13 protein-coding genes are annotated in these 15,524 nt (G+C 66.1%); 6 read left to right on the forward strand and 7 right to left on the reverse strand.

Annotation, left to right across the window (positions count from 1 at the left end; translation table 11 throughout):
- From folC to A2J02_RS19700, 5 genes are all read right to left on the reverse strand, one after another.
- Positions 1-1,354, reverse strand: a 1,354-nt coding sequence (gene folC, locus A2J02_RS19680; protein ID WP_068052478.1) for a bifunctional tetrahydrofolate synthase/dihydrofolate synthase, incomplete at its 3' end; no start/stop codon positions are given.
- Entirely contained in the window at positions 1,355-4,030 is a 2,676-nt protein-coding gene (locus A2J02_RS19685; RefSeq protein WP_068052481.1) for a valine--tRNA ligase, read from the reverse strand.
- Between the two features lie 9 nt (positions 4,031-4,039).
- Entirely contained in the window at positions 4,040-6,031 is a 1,992-nt protein-coding gene (locus A2J02_RS19690; protein WP_068052484.1) for a S9 family peptidase, read from the reverse strand.
- Between the two features lie 28 nt (positions 6,032-6,059).
- On the reverse strand, positions 6,060-6,845 hold the full coding sequence (locus tag A2J02_RS19695; protein WP_068052487.1) for a SigB/SigF/SigG family RNA polymerase sigma factor: 786 nt from the start codon (positions 6,843-6,845) through the stop codon (positions 6,060-6,062).
- Positions 6,845-7,276, reverse strand: coding sequence for an ATP-binding protein (locus A2J02_RS19700; RefSeq protein ID WP_068052491.1), 432 nt, complete (start codon positions 7,274-7,276; stop codon positions 6,845-6,847). Before A2J02_RS19700 ends, A2J02_RS19695 begins: the two co-directional genes overlap by 1 nt.
- A gap of 149 nt (positions 7,277-7,425) precedes the next feature.
- Between A2J02_RS19700 and malQ the strand changes: the two genes are divergently transcribed.
- Together malQ and fdhD are read left to right on the forward strand one after the other, a co-directional pair.
- The gene (gene malQ / locus A2J02_RS19705; RefSeq protein ID WP_068052510.1) at positions 7,426-9,633 is read left to right on the forward strand and encodes a 4-alpha-glucanotransferase; all 2,208 of its coding nucleotides are present in this window, start codon (positions 7,426-7,428) and stop codon (positions 9,631-9,633) included.
- Between the two features lie 34 nt (positions 9,634-9,667).
- Positions 9,668-10,507 carry a formate dehydrogenase accessory sulfurtransferase FdhD gene (fdhD, locus tag A2J02_RS19710; protein ID WP_068052493.1) on the forward strand — a complete coding sequence of 280 codons (840 nt, stop codon included), beginning with the start codon at positions 9,668-9,670 and terminating at the stop codon, positions 10,505-10,507.
- Here the strand turns inward: fdhD and A2J02_RS19715 are convergent.
- Entirely contained in the window at positions 10,490-11,173 is a 684-nt protein-coding gene (locus A2J02_RS19715) for a CoA transferase subunit B (protein WP_068052496.1), read from the reverse strand. The two genes, fdhD and A2J02_RS19715, sit on opposite strands and share 18 nt — an antisense overlap.
- Positions 11,170-11,919: a CoA transferase subunit A gene (locus tag A2J02_RS19720; protein ID WP_179272194.1), complete on the reverse strand. Its 750-nt coding sequence runs from the start codon at positions 11,917-11,919 to the stop codon at positions 11,170-11,172. The genes A2J02_RS19715 and A2J02_RS19720 overlap by 4 nt, the downstream gene beginning before the upstream one ends.
- A 109-nt stretch (positions 11,920-12,028) precedes the next feature.
- Here A2J02_RS19720 and pcaH point away from each other — a divergent pair, with 109 nt between their 5' ends.
- From pcaH to pcaD, 4 genes are all read left to right on the forward strand, one after another.
- Positions 12,029-12,745 (forward strand): protocatechuate 3,4-dioxygenase subunit beta, encoded by a 717-nt coding sequence (gene pcaH / locus A2J02_RS19725; protein ID WP_068052499.1) that lies wholly within the window; start codon positions 12,029-12,031, stop codon positions 12,743-12,745.
- Positions 12,738-13,376, forward strand: coding sequence for a protocatechuate 3,4-dioxygenase subunit alpha (gene pcaG, locus A2J02_RS19730; RefSeq protein ID WP_068052501.1), 639 nt, complete (start codon positions 12,738-12,740; stop codon positions 13,374-13,376). The genes pcaH and pcaG overlap by 8 nt, the downstream gene beginning before the upstream one ends.
- Before the next feature lie 23 nt (positions 13,377-13,399).
- Positions 13,400-14,749: a 3-carboxy-cis,cis-muconate cycloisomerase gene (gene pcaB / locus A2J02_RS19735; protein ID WP_068052504.1), complete on the forward strand. Its 1,350-nt coding sequence runs from the start codon at positions 13,400-13,402 to the stop codon at positions 14,747-14,749.
- Positions 14,746-15,524 (forward strand): 3-oxoadipate enol-lactonase (gene pcaD, locus A2J02_RS19740; protein WP_068052507.1); only part of this gene is annotated, 779 nt, incomplete at its 3' end. The genes pcaB and pcaD, both read left to right, overlap by 4 nt.

A 15,524-nucleotide genomic window follows, 5' to 3' on the forward strand; every position in this document is an offset into this window, starting at 1 on the left:
CGGACACGGCCTCACCCGGCTCGGCGACTTCCTCGGCCAACCCGATCGCCGTTTCCAGCGCATCGGGCAGGGTCGACGCCACCACGACGCGTTCGTCGCCGAATTTGGCCACCGCGATGTCGGCCAACGCGTCCACGTCCATCGCCCGCGCGGACCCGTTGTGGGTGACGACGATGTCGTCGAACACCGGCTCCAGCGCGTCGAGGATTGCTCCGACATCCTTGTCCGCCATGACACTGACGACGCCGACGAGTTTGCGGAAATCGAATTCGTCGGTGAGGGCAGCGGCGAGCGCTGCTGCCCCATGTGGGTTGTGCGCGGCGTCGAGAAACACTGTCGGGGCGTTGCGCACCCGCTCGAGCCGACCCGGATTGACGATCGTGGCGAACGCGCCGCGCACGGTGTCCTGATCGAGTTGACGATCCGGACCCGCACCGAAGAAAGCCTCGACCGCCGCGAGTGCGAGCGAGGCATTGTGCGCCTGATGCTCGCCGTGCAAGGGAAGAAAGACGTCGGTGTACACCCCGCCGAGCCCCTGCAGTTCCAGTTGCTGGCCTCCCACGGCGATCTGCCTGCCGAGGACGGTGAATTCCGACCCGGCTCGGGCCACCGCCGCGTCCGCCTGCACCGCCGCCCGCAGCAGGACCTCGGACACCTCGGGCTGCTGCTTCGCCAGAATCGCGACGGTATCGCGCGGCACCAGCGATTCCGGTGCCTTCTTGATGATCCCCGCCTTCTCTCCCGCGATCGTCGCGAGATCGTCGCCGAGGAACTCGACGTGATCGAGGCCGATCGGGGTGATGACGGCAACGTCGCCGTCGACGACGTTGGTGGCGTCCCAACGCCCGCCGAGTCCGACCTCGATGACGGCAACCTCGACCGGGGCCTCGGCGAACGCCGCGAACGCCATGGCCGTGACCACCTCGAACTTGCTCATGCGGGGTCCGCCCGCTGCCTCGGACTGCACGTCGATCATGTCCACGAACGGAGCGATCTCGTTGTAGGTGTCGACGTAGAGCCGCGGCGAGATGGGCCTGCCGTCGATGCTGATCCGCTCGGTCGCCATCTGCAGGTGCGGACTGGTGGTGCGGCCTGTGCGCCGGTGGAACGCGGTGAGGAGCGCATCGATCATGCGGGTCACCGAGGTCTTGCCGTTCGTGCCCGCGACGTGAATCGACGGATACGCCCTCTGCGGCGAGCCGAGCAGGTCCATCAGCGCCGAGATCCGAGCCGTCGACGGCTCGATCTTCGTTTCGGGCCAACGCTTGTCGAGCTCGGCCTCCACGAGTGCGAGCTCGGCCAGATCGACCGGGCTCGGCGGAGGCAGGGGCAGGGCCTCGTCGGATTCGGTCACTTAGGTTCCCATCGATTCGAGCCGCGCCGTGATGCGTGCGATCTCTTCGCCGGCGATCGTTTGGCGTGTTCTGATCTTGTCCACCACCGCATCCGGTGCCTTCGCGAGAAACGCTTCGTTGCCGAGCTTGCCGGTGGTCTGCGCGAGTTCCTTCTCCGCAGCCGCGAGATCCTTCACCAGTCGGGCCCGCTCGGCGACCAGGTCGACGGTGCCCGAGGTGTCGAGTTCGACGACCACGGTGGCCTTGCTCAGACGCACCTCGACCGACGCCGTCGCCGCGAAGTCCTCGGCGGGCTCGGTCAGTCGAGCCAGTGCGGTGACCGCCGAAATCTGCCCGTCCAGATCCGATTCGGAGACTCCGACGATGCGGGCCGCCACCTTCTGGGACGGCTTGAGTCCCTGATCGCTGCGGAACCGACGGATTTCGGTGATGAGTCGCTGCATGTCTTCGATGCGCTGTGCCGCAACAGAATCCAGCGAATCGGTGGAGGCGGTGGGCCACGCGGCGATGACCAGCGACTCGCCGCCGGTGAGCACCTTCCACAGCGTTTCGGTGACGAACGGAATCACCGGATGCAGCAGTCGCAGCAGGGCGTCGAGAACGTTGCCGAGAACCCCGCGCGTGGTGACGGCGATGGCGTCGTCGGCGAACTGCACCTTGGCGATCTCGAGGTACCAGTCGCAGACCTCGTCCCAGGCGAAGTGATAGAGCGCCTCGCAGGCCTTGCTGAACTCGTAACGGTCGAACGCCGAATCCACCTCTGCCCGAACCTGTTCAAGCCTGTCGAGGATCCATCGGTCGGCGTCGGTCAGCTCGGACCGCGACGGGAGATCGGCCGGTGCCGCGCCGTTCATCAACGCGAACTTCGTTGCGTTGAACAGCTTGTTGGCGAAGTTGCGCGAGGACTGCGCGTGATCCTCGCCGACGGACATGTCGGCACCGGGGTTCGCGCCGCGGGCGAGCGTGAAGCGCAGCGCGTCGGCACCGAAACGATCGACCCAGTCGAGAGGATCGATGCCGTTACCGCGCGACTTCGACATCTTCTTGCCGAACTGGTCTCGAATCAGGCCGTGCAGAAACACATCTCGGAACGGAACCTGCGACCCCTGCTTGCCCGCGGTGATCGCGTCGTCCGCTCCGACGTAGGTGCCGAACATCATCATGCGGGCGACCCAGAAGAACAGGATGTCGTATCCGGTGACGAGAACGCCGGTGGGATAGAACTTCTCGAGATCGGCGGTGGCGTCGGGCCACCCCATCGTCGAGAAGGGCCACAGCCCGGACGAGAACCAGGTGTCGAGGACGTCGGGATCCTGCTCCCAGCCCTCGGGCGGCGTCTCCCCCGGTCCGAGGCAGACGGTCTCGCCGTCGGGTCCGTACCAGATCGGAATCCGATGACCCCACCACAGCTGACGCGAGATGCACCAGTCGTGCATGTTGTCGACCCAGGCGAACCAGCGCGGTTCCTGACTCTTGGGATGAATGACGGTGTCGCCGTTACGCACTGCGTCACCGGCCGCCTTCGCCAAGGTGTCGACCTTGACCCACCACTGCAGCGACAGACGTGGCTCGATCGGCTCACCGCTACGCTCGGAGTGGCCGACGCTGTGCAGGTAGGGGCGCTTCTCGGCGACGACGCGGCCCTGCTCGGCGAGTGCTTCACGAACCTTCACGCGCGCCTCGAAGCGATCCATACCGTCGAATTGCGTTCCGGTATCGGCGATCCGGCCTGCCTTGTCCATGATCGAGGGCATCGGCAACGAGTGCCGCACGCCCATCTCGAAGTCGTTGGGGTCGTGTGCCGGGGTGATCTTCACTGCGCCGGTGCCGAATTCGGGGTCCACGTAGTCGTCGGCGATGATCGGGATCTGTCGTCCGGTGAACGGGTGCTCAAGGGTGGTGCCGACGAGAGCCTTGTACCGTTCGTCGTCGGGGTGGACCGCGACTGCGGTGTCGCCGAGCATCGTTTCGACTCGGGTGGTCGCGACGATGACATGTGGCTCGGAATCGTCGAGCGAGCCGTATCGCAGCGACACCAGTTCGCCGTCGACGTCCTCGAACTTGACCTCGATGTCGGAGATGGCGGTCTGCAGCACCGGCGACCAGTTGACCAGTCGCTCGGCGCGGTAGATCAAACCGTCGTCGAACATCCGCTTGAACATGGTCTGGACGGCCTCGGACAGGCCGTCGTCCATGGTGAAACGCTCTCGACTCCAGTCGACACCGTCGCCGATGCGTCGCATCTGCCCACCGATGGTTCCGCCGGATTCACGCTTCCAGTCCCAGACCTTGTCGATGAACGCCTCGCGGCCGAACTCTTCCTTGGTCTTTCCGTCGGCGGCGAGCTGCTTCTCCACGACGGTCTGCGTGGCGATGCCCGCATGGTCCATGCCCGGCAACCACAGCACCTCGTACCCGAGCATCCGCTTGCGACGGCTGAGCGCGTCCATCAGCGTGTGGTCGAGAGCGTGGCCCATGTGCAGGCTGCCGGTGACGTTGGGCGGGGGCAACACTATGGAATAGGGCGGCTTGCCGCTGGTCGCGTCGGCTTCGAAGTACCCGGCGTCGACCCAGGACCGGTACAGCTCCGCCTCGACCGCACTGGGATCCCAGCTCTTGGGCAGGTCGATCGAATCGGCGGGGTTCTCTGAGTGCTCTGGCGCTGAACTGGTCACCGGTCGATTCTAGTGGCCGAGGATTCGGGGCATCGACACCCTCTCGCCCAGCACGTGCTGGGCCAGGAACGCCAGCACCACCTCGTACCAGACCTTGGCGTGTTGCGGACTCAGAATCCAATGGTTCTCGGCCGGGAAGTAGAGAAAACGGTGCGAGGTGTTGCCCTCGTCGTCGGCGGGCAGGCCGGATTCGCTGAGCAGTTCGTACCACAGCCGTAGGCCCTCGCCGATGGGCACGCGATAGTCCTTGTCGCCGTGGATCACCAGCATCGGCGTCGAGATGTCCGCGACGAACAGGTGCGGGGAGTTCTCGACCGCCATCTCCGGAGACATTTCCCGCGCCCAGTACCACGGTGCATCCGTCGTCGGGCCGAATTGATCGAGCGCCCACAGGCTCGCATGGGTGACGATGGCGTCGAACCGATCGGTGTGTCCGGCGATCCAGTTGGCCATGTAACCGCCGAAAGATCCGCCCATCGCCGCGGTGCGGGTCTCGTCGATCTCGGGTAGCGCGACCGCGACGTCGGTCAAGGCCATCAGATCGGTGAACGGAGCCTTGCCCCACGCTCCCCAGCCTCGCTGTACGAACTCTTGGCCGTACCCGGTGGACAGCGCCGGATCCGGCAGCAGCACGGCGTACCCGCGGGCGACCATCAGCCATGGATTCCACCGCCACGACCAGGTGTTCCACGAGCCGAGCGGGCCACCGTGCACCCACAGCAGCAGCGGTGCGGGTGTCGCGTCCGAGGCACCCTCGGGCAGCGCCAGCCAGCCGCGCACCCGGGCACCGTCGTCGACGACGGTGTGGATCGCGGTGAGAGTTCCGGGCACCGGGCAGCGGTCGACGGAGGTGTCGAGGTCGTCGACGGTGCCGTCGGACAGGTCGATCGAGACCGGATGCGGGGCGGCGAGATAGGACGCGGCGAGGGCCAGCACCCTGGTTCCGTCCGAGGACACGTGGACGTGGGTGTACGCGTCGTTCGTGTTCGTCAGCCGACGCGGCTCCGCGCCCTCACGCACGACGAAGATCGGGGACCGGCCGTCGTCGTCCGCGGTGACCAGTACCCCCGACCCGTCCGGCAGCCACACCGGGTCGATCGGCCACCGATCCCAGCCGGGAGCGAGATCGACGACCGAAGCAGACTCGAAATCGTAGCGCTGCAGCGTCATTCGAGGCGCGTCCTCGGGAGTGGAGAGCGATTCACGCACGAACACCACGGACGCTCCGTCCGGCGAGATCGCAGGTGCGCCCAGGTCGGCATCGACGTCGTCGACGATCGTCGTACGCTCCCCCGTCGCGGTGTCGATACGCACCAGCACCGTCCGCACGGTCGCCAGAGCGCCGGGGACGGACCAGGTGGACACGACGAACGAACCGTCGGCACCGACATCGAAGGCCGCTTCGTGTAATGCTCCGGCCGCATCTGACGTCAGATCGCGCAGTCCGGTCGAACCGTCCGACGATCCCGCGAACAGGTGCGGCGTCGCAGGCCCCAGATCGTGATCCCAGAAACGCACCGGAACTCCGGTGTGCAGAATTGCATCCACCTTGTTCGCCTTGCGCTCGGTGCGCAGGGCGTCGTCGTCCTCATCGGTGCTCGACGATCCGAACACCGGCGAGAGCCCGACGAGCCCGAATCCGGAACGGGCGGTTACGACCTCGCTCAGACCGGCGGACCTGGTCTCGAGAACGCGCGCCTCACCGCCCGAGGCAGGCAGAATCCACAGCCGAGCCGGACCGTCCTTGCTCGATGTGCGAGAGAACAACAGATCGCCCGCCGAGGTGAACACCGGAGCCTTCTCACCCCACTCGCCGTGGGTGATGCGCCGGGCGGGCGAACCGCCGTCGACATCGATCTCCCACAACGACGTTCGGTACTCGGTCCGCGAATCGTCCAGTGCGGCAACCACGACCACCGCCCGTGAGAAATCTTGCGATGCCGCCAGGCCCGTGACCCTACGGGCTCCGATGTACTCGTCCACGTCGTCGTACATACTCATCCCGCGAGCCTAGCTTTGCCGGTCGAGTTCAGTCCTCGCCGAGGTCCTCGCGCAGCTGAGCGAGCGTGCGAGCCAGGATTCGCGAGACGTGCATCTGCGAAATCCCCACCTTCTCCGCGATCTGAGTCTGGGTCATCGACCCGAAGAATCGGAGCACGACGATTCGACGCTCACGCTCGGGCAACTTCTCGAGTGCAGGCCGCACCGCGAGGTAGCTCTCCATCTTCTCGAGTTCGGGATCGTCGGCACCGAGGGTGTCCATCAGCGGCAACCGATCCTCGCTGACCCCCGAGTCGACCGAAACGGTCTGATACGCGCTGCGCGCAAGCAAAGCCTGCGAAGCTTCCTTGACGTCGATCCCCAGTTCGGCCGCGATCTCGCTCGCGGTCGGAGCTCGGCCGAGCTTCTGCGAGAGCGATCCCACCGCCTGGGAGATCATCGAGTTCAGTTCCTTCATGCGCCGCGGCACTCGAACCGACCATCCGGCGTCGCGGAAGTAGCGGCGAGCTTCGCCCATGATCGTGGGCACGGCGAACGACACGAAGTCCGAACCGCGTTCGATGTCGAATCGGTCGACCGCGTTCACCAGACCGAGACGTGAGACCTGCAGCAGGTCCTCGTGTGCTTCGCCGCGGCCGCCGAAGCGGCGTGCGATGTGTTCTGCGAGAGGCAGGCAGCGGGTGATGATGCGATCGCGCAGCACTCGGCGCTGCGGTGAATTCTCGTCGAGCGCCTGCATCTGCTGGATCAGCGCGACAACGTCGCTGTAATCGTCGGACTCTCGCCGTGTGCTTCGTTCGTGCGGCACAGGCACTAGACCTTGCTCCTCCGCTTGACCACGTCGATCGCGACCGTGTGACCGGCATCGCCCTCGACGGGGTCGTCGGAGCGCAGCTCGATGGCGTCGGTCAGCGTCTGCAGCACGTGCCAGCCGAAGCTGTCCTTCTTCGGCACGGATGTGGGTGCCAACGTGGAGGTGACGACGATCCGGATTCCGGAGTCGCTCACCGCAAACGTGCACGAGAGCTCTGCATCGGTGACCGAGCCCTTGATCAACTGCGAACACACCTCGTCCACGACCAACTTCACGTCGGCGATGTCGTCGAGCGTGAAGTCGCTGAGCACTGCGAGGGTTTCGGCGACCGCGCGGACCACCGGAAGCTGGTCGGCCTCGGCGCGCACCCTCAGCTCGACCGGTGCACCGGAACCTCGCTCCAGTTCTTCGATCTTGCTGACCCCAGCCATCCGCACTTCCTATCGTCGCCGAGCAGTCGTTTTACCGTTCGCCGACCCAGACTACCCAGCTCGGCATGTTTCAATCCTGGCAGTCGAGCAACCGGGCCCGCACATCGTTCGAATCGCAGCGGTGGCCGGTGAACGAAGCCCCGGCCGGCATGACGCGGGCGCGGCGAACTGGCACGATCATCGGTGTGGACTACTCGCAGGCACTTCGCTCTCTCGCCCGACGCCTCGGCACATCGACCTCGTACCGAGGCTGGGACGACACCGAACACGAAGTGAGTGACGACACCCTGCGTCAGGTGCTCGCCGCGCGCGGCTACGCAACCGAATCGACCGAGGACGTCGACCGAGCTCTGGCCGACATCGAGAACGCGCCGTGGCGGCGCCTGCTTCCGCCGGTGGTGGTGGCCACGCAGGGCACCGATGCCGTGGTGTGGGTCCATGTGCCACACGGCAATCCGGTCGAGGTCTCGATGGTCTCCGAGGACGGCGAGACCATCGAGGTGACCCAGGCCGACGTCTGGGTCGATCCCCGTGAGGTCGACGGCCGCCTCATCGGTCGTGCCACGTTCGTCGTTCCGAGCAGTGCACCGCTCGGTTGGCACAGCCTGACCGCGACGACGATCAGCGAGGACAACACGGTCCGGACGTCGGACACGGTTGTGGTGGTCACTCCGAAGTCGTTGTCACCCAACGCAGAACTGGCAGATCGGCAGCGGACGGGCTTGCTCACCCAGCTGTATTCGGTGCGATCGAGACGATCTTGGGGAATCGGCGAGCTCGGTGATCTCGAGGACATGGCCGACATCGTCGGCCGCGAGCACGGCTTCGACTATCTCCTCGTCAATCCGCTGCACGCCGACCGACCCACCACACCGGTCGAGGCGTCGCCCTATCTGCCGACCACCCGCCGGTTCTTCAACTCGCTCTACATCCGAGTGGAGAACATTCGTGAAACCGCGCTGCTGTCACCGGAACAGTTCGGCAAGGTCCGGAAAGCGGCGAAGCGGTTCGACAAGGCCAACAAGCGAACCGGAAAGCTGAACAGAGACTCGACCTTCACGGCGAAACTGCGTGCCCTGGAACGTGTTCACAAGGTGGAACGGAGCCCGGCGCGCGAATCCGCATTCCGAGCGTTCGTCGAACGCGAGGGTTCCGGACTGCGCGATTTCGCGGTGTGGAGCGCCCTGGCGGAGAAGTTCGGACCCGAGAATTCGGCCTGGACCGACAAGGCAGCACACCCGCGGACCGACTTCGTGCTCGAACAGCGCACCAAGCTCGCCGAGCGCATCGACTTCCACATGTGGCTGCAGTGGATCTGCGACGAGCAGTTGGCCGCCGCGCAACGCTCGGCACTCGATGCTGGGATGGACATCGGCATCATGCACGACCTCGCCGTGGGCGTGGCGCGCGGCGGAGCCGATGCCTGGGCGCTCGGTGACGTATTGGCGTCGGGAGTCACGGTGGGCGCGCCGCCGGACAACTTCAACCAGCAGGGCCAGAACTGGAACCAACCCCCGTGGGATCCGGACCGACTACGCGAACTGGCGTACGTCCCCTACCGCGACATGCTGCGCACGATCCTTCGTCATGCCGGCGGTATCCGCGTCGACCACATCCTGGGTCTGTTCCGCCTGTGGTGGATTCCGCAGGAGGCCGAGAATGCCGGCGGCGGAACGTATGTCGAGTACGACCACGAGGCGCTGATCGGCATCCTGGCCCTCGAGGCCGAGCGGGCAGGCGCGGTGGTGGTCGGCGAGGATCCCGGTGTCTTCGAGCCGATGGTGCAGGAGTACCTCACCGAGCGCGGCATCTTCGGCACCTCGATCCTGTGGTTCGAAGCGGACGAATCCGGGCCCATTGCACCCGAGGACTACCGCACCCTGTGCCTGACGTCGGTGACCACACACGATCTGCCCCCGACGGCCGGATACCTCGAGGGTGAACACATCGACCTGCGGTCCCGTCTCGGCCTGCTCGAACGAGACATCGAGGCCGAGAAGGACATCGACGCAGCCAAGCGCGAGGCCGTTCTCGACCTGGCGCGCGAGCGCGGATTGCTCGGCGCCGACGCCGACAACCACGAGACGGTGGAAGCTCTGCATCGCCTCGTCCAGCGCAGCCCGTCCCTGCTGATCGGTGTCGCTCTCGTCGACGCCGTCGGCGAACACCGAATTCAGAACCAGCCCGGTACCGACGAAACCCAGTACGAGAACTGGAAGATCCCGTTGGCCGACGCGAAAGGCAAGCGTGTGCTCGTCGACGACCTCGTCGATCACCCGCGCCTGGTCTCGTTGGTGAGCGCAATGGCCGACCGAGTCGACGGCCCGACGACACCGGGGTCCACAATCGAAGAATGAGTCACCCACGTCACCGCGAATCCGGCCGATACTGATGGGCCGCATCACCACCCGCAGGCCCGTTGTCCGACTCCGAGGTGAGCACCGCGTCGAACGTCCGGACACCCTCGTGGTGGAGGAGCCGCTCGAGTTGCGGGTGAACGGCGCAGCGCTGGCCGTCACCATGCGCACTCCCGGCCACGACGTCGAGCTCGCTCACGGGTTCCTGCTGACCGAGGGTGTGATCGCCTCGGGTGCCGACATCGCAGCGGCTCGCTACTGCGACGGGGTCGACGACGACGGTGCGAATACCTACAACGTCCTCGATGTCACCCTGGCCGCGGGTGTCGCTCCGCCGGAGACCGGCGTCGAACGCAACTTCCACACGACGTCCTCGTGTGGGGTGTGCGGAAAGGGATCGTTGGACGCAATTCGCCTGCGCACCAAGCATTCCCCCGTGGCCGATTCCGTCGTCGTGAACTCGGACACTCTCACCGGGCTACCCGACACGTTGAGGGCTGCGCAGAAGGTCTTCGATACGACCGGCGGCCTGCACGCCGCCGCCCTGTTCACTGCGGACGGCGAGATGCTCGTCCTGCGTGAGGATGTCGGTCGCCACAATGCCGTCGACAAGGTCGTCGGCTGGGCGGTGACCAACGATCGAATTCCCCTGCAGGGCACGGTGCTGATGGTCAGCGGCCGCGCCTCGTTCGAGTTGGCCCAGAAGGCGGTGATGTCCGGAATACCGATTCTCGCGGCGGTCTCGGCCCCGTCCTCGCTGGCGGTCGACCTCGCGACCGAATCCGGTCTGACGGTCGTCGGCTTCCTCCGCGGCCGGTCGATGAACATCTACTCCCACGCCGACCGCGTTCTCGTCTCAGACGGTAGTGCCTGAGTCGTTCCGCAGGCTCCACTCCTGACCGGCGTCGACCAGTAGTTCGGCCGCGGTCGCGTTCCTGACCTCGTCCACGGACACGCCCGGTGCGGTCTCGACGAGACGGAGACCGTTCTCGGTGACGTCGAGAACGGCCATGTCCGAGATGATCCTGTGTACGCAGCCCTTACCGGTCAGCGGCAGGGTGCACTGCTCCAGAATCTTCGGCTCGCCCTTGCGGGAGACGTGCTCCATCATCACGATGACGCGTCTCGCTCCGTGCACCAGATCCATCGCGCCACCCATGCCCTTGACCATGTGCCCGGGAATCATCCAGTTCGCCAGATCACCGGTGGCGCTGACCTGCATCGCCCCCAGTACGGCGACGTCGACCTGGCCGCCGCGGATCATTCCGAACGACTGCGCGGAATCGAAGTAGGACGCACCGGGAAGGACCGTGATGGTCTCCTTGCCCGCGTTGATGATCTCCGCGTCGAGTTCGTCCTCGGTGGGATACGGTCCGACGCCGAGCACCCCGTTCTCCGAATGCAGGATCACCGAGACGTCGTTGGGGATGTAGTTGGGCACGAGGGTCGGCATGCCGATGCCGAGATTGACGTACTGACCGTCGCTGAGCTCCTGTGCCACCCGTGCCGCCATCTGTTCGCGGGTCATCTTCTCGCTCATGCTCGTACCGTCCTCTGCTCGATGCCGACCTCGACCGGTCCGACGTGGACCACCCGCTGTACGTGGATACCCGAGGTGTGCACCTCGTCGGGTCCGATCTCACCCGGCTCGACGAGATGCTCGACCTGCGCGATGGTGATGCGTCCCGACTCCGCGGCGGGCGGATTGAAGTTTCGCGCACTGGCGTGGAACACCAGGTTCCCGTGACGGTCCCCCTTCCACGCGTGCACGAGCGCATAATCTGCGACGATCCCGCGCTCCATCACGTAGGTGACGCCGTCGAACTCGCGTGTCTCCTTCGGCGGACTGGCCAGTGCGATTCCGCCGCTACCGTCGTAGCGCAGCGGCAATCCCCCGTCGGCGACCTGGGTGCCGACGCCTGCGGGGGTGAAGAACGCGGGGATCCCGGCACCGCCTGCGCGCAGCCGCTCGGCAAGCGTGCCCTGCGGAGTGAGCTCGACTTCGAGTTCTCCGGACAGGTACTGCCGTGCGAATTCCTTGTTCGAGCCCACGTAGGAGCTGATGGTTCTCCGAATGCGGTGCTGCATCAACAGAACGCCGAGACCGAAGCCATCGGTTCCGCAGTTGTTGCTGATGGTCTCCAGATCTGTCGCACCCTGCGCGAGCACGGCGTCGATCAGTATTTCCGGCACTCCGACCAATCCGAATCCCCCGACGGCGATCGAGGACCCATCAGGGATGTCCGCTACGGCTTCGGTGGCGCTGGCCACGACTTTGTCCAACATGAGATGCACGCTACAGCATTCTGTGCGGAATATGAACAGTTTGCCACAATGCGAACACTTCGCTATTCTGGCTGTTGCGTAGATCACCCACGATCGTGAGGAACCGTCGATGCTTCATCTCCCGCCCGAGTACCGGGACCAATCGGGTGTCCATGCCCCACGCGACTTCCCCGAGTACCGGACCACCGCCCTTCGGCATCCGGCACAGCCACTGACCCTGCTCCCCCAGCGACTGACCGAGATCACCGGACCGGTACTGGGCGAGGGACGAGTCACCGCCGCCGACGCAGACCTCACCCTGGCGAACGACGGTGAGGCGCAGGGGCAGCGGATCATCGTGCACGGCCGGGTGCTCGACAGCGACGGCAAGGCGATTCCGAACACCCTCGTCGAGGTGTGGCAGGCCAACGCAGGCGGTCGATACCGGCACACCGGTGACCGGTGGCCCGCACCACTGGATCCGCACTTCAACGGCACCGGTCGCGTTCTCACCGATGCCCAGGGCAGGTATCGCTTCACCACGATCAAGCCGGGCGCGTATCCGTGGGGCAATCACCACAACGCATGGCGGCCCGCTCACATTCACTTCTCCCTGTTCGGCCAGGCGTTCACCCAGCGCCTCGTGACACAGATGTACTTCCCGGACGACCCCATGTTCTTCCAGGATCCGATCTTCAACGCCGCCCCCGAGGACTCGCGGGCCCGAATGATCGGCGCGTTCGATTACGAGGCGACACAGGACAACTGGGCCCTCGGATTTCGATTCGACATCGTGCTCCGCGGCCGAAACGCCACCCCCTTCGAGGAAGACGACCACGATGACTGATCCCGAGTTCGCCCCGCGCTACCCCGTGGTGGCCGGAGCCGATTTCACCACCGCCTCCTTCGGGCAGACACCGTCGCAGACCGTGGGCCCATACGTGCACATCGGATTGTTGTGGCCCGACGGCGAAAACGTGGTGCCGCCGGGCACCGAAGGCGAGATCACCGTGTCGTTCACACTGATCGACGGAGCCCGAAACCCCATGTCCGACGCCATGATCGAGACCTGGCAGGCCGACGGCGACGGCCGGTTCGATCACCCCGACGATCCGCGTGGCGCGGTGCCGTCTCGCATCGCAGGCTTTCGCGGCTTCGGGCGAGCGTTCGCCGACGAGACCGGAACGATGACGATCACGACGATCAAGCCGGGACCGCTTCCCGCCGAGAACGGTGCTGTGGAGGCACCGCACATCGACGTCGGGATCTTCGCCCGCGGGATGCTCGAGCGGGTCGTGACGCGGGTGTACTTTCCCGACGAGACCGAGGCCAACGAGCTCGATCCGGTGTTGTCCGCCGTGCCGGAGCACAAGCGTGCCAGACTCGTCGCAGCACCGGTGCACGGTGGGTACCACCTCGACATCGTGCTGCAGAACACCGATCCGGACGGCGACGAGACTCCGTTCTTCGCGCTGTGACACACCGATGGCGAGAGGGGACGATGGAATCCGAGCGAGGGGCACTGTTCGATCCGACGTTCGGTAGCGACGCGCTCGCACCGCTCGTGGGCGACCGGGCTTGGGTGACAGCGATGTTCGCCGTCGAGGCGGCGCTCTCGAGGGCCGCAGCAACGGTCGGTCTCGTGGAGGCCGGTCACGCCGAGATCGTCACCACCACCGCGACCGAACTCGGGGCGAACCTGGACATCGCGCGGCTCGGAGCAGATGCCGCGGCCGGGGGTAATCCGGTGATCCCGCTGGTGAAGATTCTTCGGAACGAGGTGGCCGAGGCCGCGGTTCCTGCCACGGCAGTGCATCCCGGGGCCACCAGCCAGGACATCATGGACACCGCGCTGATGCTCCTCTCCCGCGACGCGCTCGGTGTGATCGAGGCCTCGCTCGACGCTGCAAGTGCGGCCGCGAGAAGTCTCGCCCTGACCCATCGCACCACCCCGATGGCGGCCCGCACTCTCGGCCAGCAGGCCTTGCCCACCACCTTCGGCCTGGTCGCTGCGAACTGGTTCTCGGGGCTGCGTCGCGCGCGGACCGGAGTCGCAACCGTTCGACGCGCATGCACCGTCCAGTACGGCGGCGCTGCAGGCACTCTCGCCGCCGTGCATCCACACGGACCGGCCATCGCCGCCGCGCTCGCCGTCGAACTGGGGTTGGCTCGACAGACCGCGCCCTGGCACACCGACCGCACCGCGATTGCCGATATTGCGTGCTCGTTGGGTGTCGCAGCAGGAACGATCGGCAAGATCGCCGGGGACATCGTGTCGATGTCCGCCACCGAGCTGGGCGAGGTCTCGGAGGACGCGCCCGGCGGATCGTCGGCGATGCCGCACAAGCGCAATCCCGTTGCCGCCGTCACGGCTCGCGCTGCGGCCCGGCGGGTCCCGGGTGCAGTGGCCACCGTGCTCTCCAACATGGACCACGAACACCAGCGCGCCGCTGGAGCGTGGCATGCCGAGTGGGAGACGATCACCGATCTGCTCCGCCTCACCGGTGGTGCCGCTCACCGAATCACGCAGAGCCTGAGCGGGTTGCACGTTCATCCCGAGGAAATGGCCCGCAATCTCGACGCGACGGGCGGAGCGCTGCTCGCCGAACGTGTCACCGCGGCATTGGCAGCGCACACCGAGCAGGCCCGCGAAATCGTCACTGCGCGATGCGCGACGGGAGCGCCGCTGGACAGCGACCCTGCCATCACGGCATTCCTGCCACCGTCGACGGTGCGCGAACTACTCGACCCGGCCGCGTATCTCGGCCACGCACCCGAGCTGGTCGACGCGATCCTCGCCGAGCACGACCTCGACACCGAACACACCACAGATCTGAAGGATTCACGATGACTGTCGCACTTGCTCACGAACGCATCGAAGGACCGAGCGCCGACGCGGAGACCGTCGTGCTGATCGGTTCGCTCGGCTCCGACCGATCGATGTGGAACCCGCAGATCGGAACTCTGTCCGCCGCCGTTCACGTTCTCGCCGTCGACCTTCGCGGGCACGGACGATCACCGGTGCCACCCGGTCCCTACTCGGTGGCCGAACTCGCCGAGGACGTGGTGGCGCTGCTGGATTCACTCGAGGTGGAGCGTGTGCACCTCGTCGGTCTGTCCCTCGGCGGTGCGGTCTCGCAGTGGCTCGCCATCCATCGCCCGGAGCGAGTACGGACTCTGACATTGCTGTGCACCTCGGCGAAGTTCGGTGAGCCGGCGCAATGGCTCGACCGTGCCGCGGCGGTCCGGGCTGCGGGCACGGCGTCGCTGGCCGCTGCCGTACTCGAGCGTTGGTTCACCTCCGAACTGGCCGCGCGCGACGCCGATCTCGTCGAGCGGCATCGCCGCATGATCGCCGACACGTCCGACGAGGGCTACGCAGCATGCTGTGAGGCGTTGTCCCGGTGGGATTCTCGTTCGGATCTGAACCGGATCACCGCCCCGACCCTGGTGATCGCGGGCCGACAGGATCCCTCGACCACCCCCGAGGACCTGAAGATCATCGCCGACGGCGTCGCCGGATCGACGTTCCGAGTTCTCGACCCGGCCGCTCATCTGGCCAACGTGGAGCAAGCCGGGCCCGTCACCGCGGCCGTTGCCGCACACATCGGGTCGGACGCGTATGC

It is taken from the genome of Rhodococcus sp. EPR-147, from assembly GCF_001647185.1.
Taxonomy (GTDB): Bacteria; Actinomycetota; Actinomycetes; order Mycobacteriales; family Mycobacteriaceae; genus Rhodococcoides.